Origin of the sequence: Gordonia sp. (in: high G+C Gram-positive bacteria), from assembly GCF_012515855.1 — a bacterium.
GTDB lineage: Bacteria > Actinomycetota > Actinomycetes > Mycobacteriales > Mycobacteriaceae > Gordonia.
The window spans coordinates 1-6,879 of record NZ_JAAYXO010000222.1 but is presented as its reverse complement, the minus strand read 5'-3'; the positions used below and the strand labels follow the sequence as shown (position 1 = coordinate 6,879).

The following is a 6,879-nucleotide window of genomic DNA, read 5'->3' as shown; positions in this document are numbered from 1 at the left end:
GTGCCGTCGGCTGCGACCTGCGTGTCGAGCAGAGCCTCGACGATCGGGTGGACGTCGTAGGCGCGGCGGTTCGACTCGGGCATGAGCTCACGGAGGTCCATGTCGCCCGCTTCGGCCTTCTCGCGGCTGAAGTGTCCCTGCTGGGAGAAGGTGCCGACGAGGCGGCGTGCACGCCAGTAGGCGTCGGCCTCGGAGTCGGCGGTGATGTGGCTGACGCCGGAGCGCTTGCCGTGGGTCAGGGGGCCGCCGAGCGACTCCATGTCGACCTGCTCGCCGGTGACGCTCTTGACCACGTCGGGACCGGTCACGAAGACGCGGCCTTCCGGAGCCATGATGACAACGTCGGTGAGAGCCGGACCGTACGCAGCACCGCCGGCGGCGAACCCGACCACCACGGAGATCTGCGGGATGTACCCCGATGCACGCACCATCGCCTCGAACACGCCCCCCACAGCGTGCAGGGCTTCGACGCCCTCGGCCAAGCGTGCGCCACCGGAGTGCCAGATGCCCACAACGGGCGTCTGCTCTGCGATTGCGGTGTCGATCGCGTTCACGATGTGAGCGCAACCGACGATCCCCATGGCACCGCCCATCACGGTGCCATCGGTGCAGAAGGAGACGGTGCGAACACCGTTGACATCGCCGATCGCTGCGAGCACACCGGACTTGTCGCGTGCGTGCAGCAGTTCGACGGTGCCGTCGTCGAAGAAGGTAGTCAACCGCAGCAACGGATCACGAGGATCGGTTGCTTCCTCTTGGCCGGGGATGGGTGCCAGTGTGGTCATCGGGTTCTCCTAATGCGGTGGGGGGTTGGGGATCAGTATCGGCCGATGGCCAAGGCCACGTTGTGCCCGCCGAATCCGAACGAGTTGCTCAGCGCGTAGTCGATCTGGCCGCGACGAGCCTCGCCGTGCACGACGTCGATGTCGCCGCACGCGGGATCGAGGTTCTCGAGATTCAGCGTCGGCGGAATGACTGATTCCTCCACCGACTTGCAAGTCAGGACTGCCTCGAGGGCGCCGACGGCACCGATCGAGTGGCCCAGCGCAGACTTAGGCGCATAGATGGCGGCGTGGTTGCCCACGGCTGCCTGGATGCCCTCCGATTCGGCGGTGTCGCCGATCGGGGTGGCCGTTGCATGCGCGTTCACATGCGTGATGTCGGCCTTGCTGAGGCCGGCGGTCTGGAGTGCGCGGGCCATGGCTCGCGCGTTGCCCTGACCCGAGGGGTCCGGAGCCACCAGATGGAATCCGTCGGACGTGATGCCTGCACCGAGGACGCGTGCGTGAATGTGCGCGCCGCGTGCCTTGGCGTGGTCCTCGCGCTCGAGGATCAGCATCGCGGCCGCTTCGCCGAAGACGAAGCCGTCGCGGTCCTTGTCGAACGGGCGCGAGGCCGCTGCCGGATCGTCGTTGCGGGTGCTCATCGCGCGCATCATCGAGAATGCGGCGATCGGCACGGCGTCGATGTGTCCTTCGACGCCACCGCAGACCACCATGTCGGCATCGCCGAAGACGATGTGCCGCCACGCGTGGGCGATTGCTTCGGCGCCGGACGAGCAGGCCGAGACCGGGGTGATGACACCGGCGCGTGCGCCGATGTTCAGTCCCGCGACGGCTGCCGGTCCGTTGGGCATCGTCATCGAAACGGCCAGCGGCGACACCTTGCGGTAGTTGCCGGTGGACTTGATGGCGTTGTCCGCGTCGATCATCGCGTCCGCGCCGCCCATGCCGGTGCCGAGAACCACGCCGAGACGGTCGGGGTCGACCTCGGGCTCGCCGGCCTGCGCCCACAGGCGCTTGCTCATGACGTGGGACACGCGCTCGACGTACGCCATGCGACGTGCCTCGACGCGAGTGACCTCGGTGGTGGGGTCTTCGACCAGCTTGCCGCCGATACGAACGGGAAGGTCGTACTTCTCGATGTAGTCGTCGGTGAGCTCACGGATGCCGGACTTGCCGGCAACGAGATTCTCCCAGGTCGAGTCGAGATCGACGCCCAGGGACGTGGTGGCGACCATCGAGGTCACCACCACGCTGGGGAAGTTCCCACCGAGAGTGGAAAAGTCGCGCAGTTCCGACATTCTCAGGCCTGGTCGACCTGAGCTGCGATAGCAGCAGCAGCCTCGGGGTTCTCGGCTTCGAGCTTCTGGATGTAAGCGACGGCGTCGCCGACGGTGCGCAGGGCGGCGAGATCCTCATCGGGGATCTTCACGCCGTACTTGTCCTCGGTCTGGACTGCGATCTCGACCATCGACAGCGAGTCGATGTCCAGGTCGTCGATGAACGACTTCTCCAGCGTCACCTCTGACGGCTCGATGCCGGTGACCTCTTCGACGATCTCGGCGATGCCTGCAACGAGCTGTTCCTGAGTGGCGGCCACGATGTGGCTCCCTTCGTATTGATTACGTACTGCTTATTGGTGTTCCGGAGTCAGCGTGTGTGCTGAGTGGACGGGCCGCGAGGCCTTCCGGGGGTCGGGTGCTGCCGACCGCTATCCAAGTTCGGGGAGGTCCTCCAGATCGGCGGGGACCTTGACTGCGCGGGCGGGCACGCCCTTCAGTTCGCGCTTGGCGATGCCGACGAGCGTTCCGCCGGGCGCCAGTTCGACGATCGCGCTGGTCTCTGCCTGGCGCATGGCCTCGGAGCAGAGATCCCAGCGGACCGGGCTGGTGACCTGAGTGACCAGTCGCTCGAGGGCCTCGGCGCCGGAGGTGACGGCCTTGCCGTCGGCGTTCGAGAGCAACGTGCGGTTCGGGTCGGCCGGGGTGATCTTCGCTGCCGCTGCGGCGACGGCGTCCTGGGCCGGCGCCATGTAACGGGTGTGGAAGGCTCCGGCGACGGCGAGCTGACGGATCCGTGCCTTCGCCGGCGGATCCTCGATCAGCTTCGCGATCGCGTCGACGGCGCCGGCCGCGACGATCTGGCCCTTGGCGTTGCGGTTGGCCGGAACCAGGTCGAGATCGTCGAGGCGCATGAGGACCTCGGCCTCGTCGCCGCCGAGGATGGCGGCCATGGTGGTCGCCTCGAGGGCGCAGGCCTTGGCCATCTCCGCGCCGCGGATGCCTGCGAGAAGCATCGCTTCGTCGGCGGTCAGCACGCCTGCGATGGCGGCCGCGGCGACCTCACCGATGGAATGGCCGGTGACGATCGCGTCGGCAGGCAGCTCGCCGTGGCGGTTGCGCAGTTCCTCGAACGAGAGGAGTGCAGCGGCGACGACGAGCGGCTGGGTCACGGCGGTGTCGGTGATCTCCTCGGCATCAGCAGTGGTTCCGAGTCGTTCCAGATCGAGTCCGATGGTCTGCGACCATGCCGCGACACGGTCGCGGGCCCCGGGCTGCTGCAACCATTCGGTGAGCATGCCGGGTGTCTGTGAGCCCTGGCCGGGCGAAAGCAACGAAAGCACGTGACTAGAGAACACCTTTTCGGTCGTTCGTAGGGGTGTTGCCGGGTACTAACCTTTGCGGCGATCTTTGTAGGGTTCCTACAAAAGCAGGTTGGGCCGAGATTCCATCGTCACCGGGTTGAGATCCGTTACCGAAATGTTTCAAGAATCCGGTTAGCTGCACGAATGGTTGGATGCGGCCGTTAAATTTGTGACTCAAGGTGCCGGAAGAGGCGATTCTTGATGACTTCGTGGCAATCGGCTGATGGTGAGTGCAACGCGCAGAACGTACGCATCCCGAGGGTTAGATGCGTCACGTCCAGTGATGTCCGTCACCTTTTTTAGGCGATACCGAACAGTATTTGGATGGATGTACAGTTCGCGAGCACAGGTTTCCACCTGCCCGCCGCTGTCGAGATAGGCCTCGACGGTGTTGACGAGCGTCTCAGATTTGCTCAACGGCTCAGTGATGGACTCGGCCATGGTGGCGATGGCGGAGCGATCGCCGTTAAGTGCACGCTCGGGAAGCAGATCCCAGCTGTACGCGGGCCGGGGTGCATTGGGCCAGCCGACGACAGCCCGCATCCCCGCCATCGCCTCCACTGCACTGGCGTGAGCCGATGACAGGTTGGGCATCGTCGGCCCGATGACGACGGGTCCGTCGGCGAAGTGCGCGAGCAGGTCCGTGAGGAAGCGGTCCGTCGGACGTAGCGGTCCCTCGACGATCGCGACGAGGATGCTGCCCTGCACCACGGAGAGGGCGGCGCGGTCGTACTGCTTGGCGGTGTTGTGGATGGTGAGTGCCACCGAGACGTTCTGCTCCGGGGGTGGCGACCCGACGAGTACCGTCGCCGCCGCTTCGGTGGTCCAGTTGAGTGCCGCCGCGCGAGACAGGAGCTGCGGTCCTTCGTCGCCGCGGACCACGGCGTCGACCACCAGGGCTTCCATGCGCGAGTCCCAGGCGCCGCGGGATTCGGCGGCCGAAGCGTAGATGGCGGCGGCGGCGAAACCGATCTCGCGGCCGTACCGCAGCACCGACTCGGTGAGCGCACGCAACTGCGCGTCGTTGCGGGCCAGCAGGGGCAGCCACTTCTCGAAGAACTCCATCGCGACGCGGACCATCTCCACGGTCTGCAGCAACGAGATGCGGCGGGCCAGATCCTGGGGGACCACCTGGAACGCCTGGACGGTGAACTTGACGTTCCCTTCCGGGTCCTGGATCCACTCCACGAAGTTGACGACGGCGGTCTGGACCACGAGCTGGACGCTGGCACGCTGCGCGGCATCCAGGTCGCTGAAGTACGGCAGCTGTTCGGACATCGAGTGGATGGCCTCGGTGGCGAGTCGACCGCTGTACTGCTTCACCCGCCGCAACAGCGTCTCGGGCAGCGCATCGTGCACGGTCGCCGGCGCAGGCACGTGCGCGCCGCGATCGCCGAAGACGTCGGTGGCGCGGGTGGTCTTCAGGCGCGGGTCTGGTTCTACGTCGGGCACGCCTTCAATGTAGTCGGCGCGAGGCCCCCACATATATAAGGAGAGAGCAGAACGCCGACGACGCGAGGTCGTCGGCGTTCTGCTCTCTGCGATGGTGTGAGTCAGGCGACGCCGGGATCGCTGGTCTGCTCGGGAGCAGCGTTCACGTCGTCGATCTGGTACTTCTTCGCGGCATCGGCGGCGACGGTGCGATCGATCTTGCCGTCGCGGGCCAGTGCGACCAGCACGCCCACGACGATCGACTCGGCGTCGATGTTGAAGAAGCGGCGCGCGGCGGGACGGGTGTCGGAGAAGCCGAATCCGTCGGCGCCCAGTGTCAGGTACGTGCCGGGAACGTACGCCCGGACCTGCTCCTGCACCCCGCGCATGTAGTCGGAGACGCCGACGAACGGTCCCTTCGCGTACTGCAGGACCTCAGTGAGGTACGGGCGACGGGCGGTCGACTCGGGAGCGCGCAGTTCGTCACGGTCGGCAGCGATGCCGTCGCGCGCGAGCTCCGACCAGGAGGTCACCGAGTACACGTCGGCCGCCACGTTCCACTCGTCTGCCAGCAGGGTCTGGGCGCGCAGGGCGTCGCCCATGGTGATGCCCGAGACCAGGATGTTGGCGAAGTGATCGGCGGTGGCCTCCGACTTGCGGCTCAGGTAGATGCCCTTGAGGAGGCCCGCGACGTCGAGGCCCTCCGGCGCCTTCGGCTGCGTGATCGGCTCGTTGTAGACGGTGATGTAGTAGAAGATGTTCTCGGCGTCGGGGCCGTACATCCGCTTGAGGCCGTCGATGACGATGTGCGCCAACTCGTAGGCGAACGCCGGGTCGTACGACACCGCGCCGGGGTTGGTCGCCGCCAGCAGCGGCGAGTGGCCGTCGGCGTGCTGCAGGCCCTCACCGGTCAGGGTGGTGCGGCCGGCGGTCGCACCGATGACGAAGCCGCGGGCCATCTGGTCGGCAGCGGCCCACAGGCCGTCGCCGGTCCGCTGGAAGCCGAACATCGAATAGAAGATGTAGAGCGGAATCATCGGCTCGCCGTGGGTGGCATACGAGGTGCCGACCGCGGTGAAGCAGGCCGTCGAGCCGGCCTCGTTGATGCCTTCGTGCAGGATGCGCCCGTTCTCGGCCTCCTTGTAGGCCAGCATCAGCTCGGCGTCGACCGAGGTGTAGTTCTGACCGTGCGGGTTGTAGATCTTCAGTGTCGGGAACCACGAGTCCATGCCGAACGTACGGGCCTCGTCCGGGATGATCGGCACGATGCGTTTGCCGATCTCCTTGTCGCGCATCAGCTCCTTGAAGATGCGGACCAGCGCCATGGTGGTCGCGACCTGCTGATTGCCCGAGCCGCCGGAGACCGCCTTGAGGGCGGGGGCGGTATCGGCCGCCATCGGCTTCGCGGTGATCTTCCGGTTCGGGACGAAGCCGCCGAGCTCGTTGCGGCGTTCCAGCATGTACTTGATCTCCGGCGAGTCCATACCGGGGTGGTAGTACGGGGGCAGGTAGGGATCGGCTTCGAGCTGGGCGTCGGTGATCGGCAGATGCGAGGTGTCGCGGAACGCCTTGAGGTCGTCGAGCGTCATCTTCTTCATCTGGTGGGTCGCGTTGCGGCCTTCGAAGCTCTTGCCGAGCGTGTAGCCCTTGATGGTCTTGGCGAGGATGACCGTCGGTTGTCCCCGGTGGGCCATCGCGGCCGCGTACGCGGCGTAGATCTTGCGGTAGTCGTGGCCGCCGCGCTTGAGCTTCCAGATGTCCTCATCCGACAGGTCGGCCGCCAGTGCCTTGGTGCGCGGATCCCGGCCGAAGAAGTGATCGCGGATGAAGGCGCCGTCGTTGGCGCGGTAGGTCTGGTAGTCGCCGTCGGTGGTGCGGTTCATCAGGTCGACGAGCGCGCCCTCCTGATCGGCGTGCAGGAGTGCGTCCCACTCGCGGCCCCAGACCACCTTGATGACGTTCCAGCCGGCGCCCTTGAAGTATGACTCCAACTCCTGGACGATCTGCCCGTTGCCGCGGACC

At 66.4% G+C, this 6,879-nt stretch carries 6 protein-coding genes; all 6 read right to left on the bottom strand.

Features of this window, described 5'->3' with window-relative positions:
- Positions 1-785 (bottom strand): carboxyl transferase domain-containing protein (locus GX543_RS16160; protein WP_290853411.1); only part of this gene is annotated, 785 nt, incomplete at its 3' end.
- Positions 786-817: 32 nt separating this feature from the next.
- On the bottom strand, positions 818-2,083 hold the full coding sequence (locus GX543_RS16155; protein WP_290853410.1) for a KasA/KasB family beta-ketoacyl-ACP synthase: 1,266 nt from the start codon (positions 2,081-2,083) through the stop codon (positions 818-820).
- A 2-nt stretch (positions 2,084-2,085) separates the two neighbouring features.
- On the bottom strand, positions 2,086-2,382 hold the full coding sequence (gene acpM / locus GX543_RS16150; protein ID WP_290853409.1) for a meromycolate extension acyl carrier protein AcpM: 297 nt from the start codon (positions 2,380-2,382) through the stop codon (positions 2,086-2,088).
- A 111-nt stretch (positions 2,383-2,493) separates the two neighbouring features.
- Positions 2,494-3,405, bottom strand: a complete 912-nt coding sequence (locus GX543_RS16145) for an ACP S-malonyltransferase (RefSeq protein WP_290853408.1) — start codon at positions 3,403-3,405, stop codon at positions 2,494-2,496.
- A gap of 195 nt (positions 3,406-3,600) precedes the next feature.
- Positions 3,601-4,878 carry a helix-turn-helix domain-containing protein gene (locus GX543_RS16140; protein ID WP_290853407.1) on the bottom strand — a complete coding sequence of 426 codons (1,278 nt, stop codon included), beginning with the start codon at positions 4,876-4,878 and terminating at the stop codon, positions 3,601-3,603.
- Between the two features lie 101 nt (positions 4,879-4,979).
- The coding region (gene aceE, locus GX543_RS16135) for a pyruvate dehydrogenase (acetyl-transferring), homodimeric type (RefSeq protein WP_290853406.1) at positions 4,980-6,879 on the bottom strand (1,900 nt) is incomplete at its 5' end.